The sequence below is a fragment of the Halomonas sp. BC2 genome (assembly GCF_002078115.1).
Taxonomy (GTDB): domain Bacteria; phylum Pseudomonadota; class Gammaproteobacteria; order Pseudomonadales; family Halomonadaceae; genus Vreelandella; species Vreelandella stevensii.
Genome location: NZ_LFGT01000028.1, coordinates 1 through 2,111, shown reverse-complemented (window position 1 = coordinate 2,111; position 2,111 = coordinate 1). Strand labels below are relative to the sequence as shown.

Sequence of the window (2,111 nt, the reverse complement as noted above, 5' to 3'; positions counted from 1 at the left end):
TGCCCCGCGCCTCGTCGCCTGGAGCGGGGTAGTCACGGTGGTAAAAAGAGACGATCTTGAAACCACACTTGTTGACATAAAAGTGGATGTTGCGCTTTTCGAAGTACGGCGTGTGGGTCACCCATACCCGCGTGGCGGGGTACGCCTGCTCGATAGCCTGCCAGGCACGGTAGCCCACCCCACGCCCGAAGGAGTTGGGCAAGAGGTAGAACAGATCCAGAGTATTGCGCTGGGTCGATGCCTCCAGGGTGACAATTGCACCGCCCACTTTCTCGCCATCCAGAAGGATGTGATGCACCACGGCATCGGGGGCGGTCAGGGATTGGTCGATATCATCATCCGATGGAATCAGACCCGGCTCTACCGCACCAAAGGCCTCTTCCACGGCCACGCTGAACGAGGCCTTGAGTTCTTGCTTGAATGCATCGAATGTCGAAGCGTCGGCCAGCGCCAACGTGACGTTAGAGGAGTGTTCCATGGCAGTGCCCATCCGCTTAACGAGAGTATCCATCAACCGCTTAGGCTAACCGCTGCCAGGACGTTTTGCCATCCTGCGCAGCCCCTACAGCCCCGCTTTAAAGCTGAATCTCGGTCACGACCTCGGTCTTGACGGAGTTGGCGATAAAGCACTTTTCATGGGCGGCGTGATGGAGCTGTTCGAGCGTCTCGACAGAAGGTGCTTGCGCTGCAAACAGCGCTTTGGGCCGTAGTGTCACCCTAGTCATGGCAATTTTCCCGTCGCCGCCCTTCTCCATCACCCCCACGGCGTGGTCCACGTAGCTTTCCACCACCAAGCCCTGCTGCGCAGCAAGGGCCAGGAAGAACAACATGTGGCAGCTGGAAAGCGAAGCCACGAACGCCTCTTCCGGGTCGACGTTGGTCTCCACCGAGTAGGGCAACGGCACCACATGGGGCGATGACGACGCCGCCACACGGACGCCACCATCGAACACCCACTCGTGCCCACGACTATAGCGCTGATCTATAAAGGCTTCATCGGCCCCACGGGCCCAGTGAATGGAAGCGGTGTATTCGGCCATGAGGGTTCCTTTGGCTCAATCGCTGGGTGCGAATACCTTCAATGCGTAAACGCAGAATACAGCTTAAATGGAAGACTCGTTGATACTGACAGCACGCTCTTGCGCGAGCTCAATCACTGCGTGCCCCAGTTGAACCAGCGTATCAAAATTGGGCCTGGTTTCAGGTTTTAAGGAACGATAAGCACTGGTGCGACTTTTGATACCTGCTTTCGCAATCACTTGACTATGACCAAATTGTTCCACATAAGAGCGAATGGCGGCTTGCAAAATATCGGCGCGTCCCTCTTTCATCGACTCCCAGGAAGCCTGCTTAATGACGGCTTCCATTTCTTGAACGTTAACAAAAACGTCTGCGGATTTTTGCTCACCTTTGGTAATAGCACGCAGTGTTGCCGCAGAAAGCTCGTTGCCGCTCCAATTGAGGGATCCTTCTGGTGTTAAGGAAAAACGCTTGAAATCCTTGATCTCAGAAAAGGGAGGCTTACTGAAGTAAGCTGTCAGATCAGCGCGGCCGAAGTAGCCATCGCTGAACGTTAGCGCCAAGGCATGACCTGAAATGACATCAACATCCACGATTTTTAGCATACGTCACCTAGCTTACCCGGGTTTTCGCCATTCACTGCTTTGTGCCACATCACCATCAACTGTTCACGGTGATCGAAAATATGGCTCTCCGCTCTCTTACGCTGCTTGTTAGGTAGATAGCCCTCCAGGCACTCACCCGTTTCAATCGCAATGATCAGTTCGTAGCTACCATACTTCACATGAAGGTGGGGTAGCTTATGTTGCTTGTTATCAAAAAAATACAAGCAAAAAGAAAGGCCTAGCAACGCATCAATTTCCGGCATGGTATCTCTAACGCCTGTTACTTCAATAGACTATAGCAACGTATCCTTGAAGAGACAAAATAGAAAATTTTCGAGGCACGGATAGTCTACGCTGGGTGCATGAACGGCGATGGCCTCGGGCAGTCAGAACCACATCGCAACAGAAATGCCACCAGGAGAGCAAGATATGCAGACGATTGAGCTAGGCGGCACCAGCGTACCCCGTATTGGTCAGGGCACCTGG

4 protein-coding genes are annotated in these 2,111 nt (G+C 53.6%); all 4 read right to left on the bottom strand.

Annotated features, from left to right (window positions below):
• A partial coding sequence (locus tag B7L71_RS15790) for a GNAT family N-acetyltransferase (protein WP_139790156.1) occupies window positions 1-478 on the bottom strand: 478 nt, incomplete at its 3' end.
• A gap of 97 nt (window positions 479-575) precedes the next feature.
• Window positions 576-1,040, bottom strand: a complete 465-nt coding sequence (locus B7L71_RS15785; RefSeq protein WP_081139060.1) for an OsmC family protein — start codon at window positions 1,038-1,040, stop codon at window positions 576-578.
• A 63-nt stretch (window positions 1,041-1,103) separates the two neighbouring features.
• Window positions 1,104-1,625, bottom strand: a complete 522-nt coding sequence (gene dhiA / locus B7L71_RS15780; RefSeq protein ID WP_016914639.1) for a type II toxin-antitoxin system antitoxin DhiA — start codon at window positions 1,623-1,625, stop codon at window positions 1,104-1,106.
• Window positions 1,619-1,888, bottom strand: a complete 270-nt coding sequence (dhiT, locus tag B7L71_RS15775) for a type II toxin-antitoxin system toxin DhiT (protein ID WP_081139058.1) — start codon at window positions 1,886-1,888, stop codon at window positions 1,619-1,621. The genes dhiA and dhiT overlap by 7 nt, the downstream gene beginning before the upstream one ends.
• Window positions 1,889-2,111: the final 223 nt, after the last annotated feature.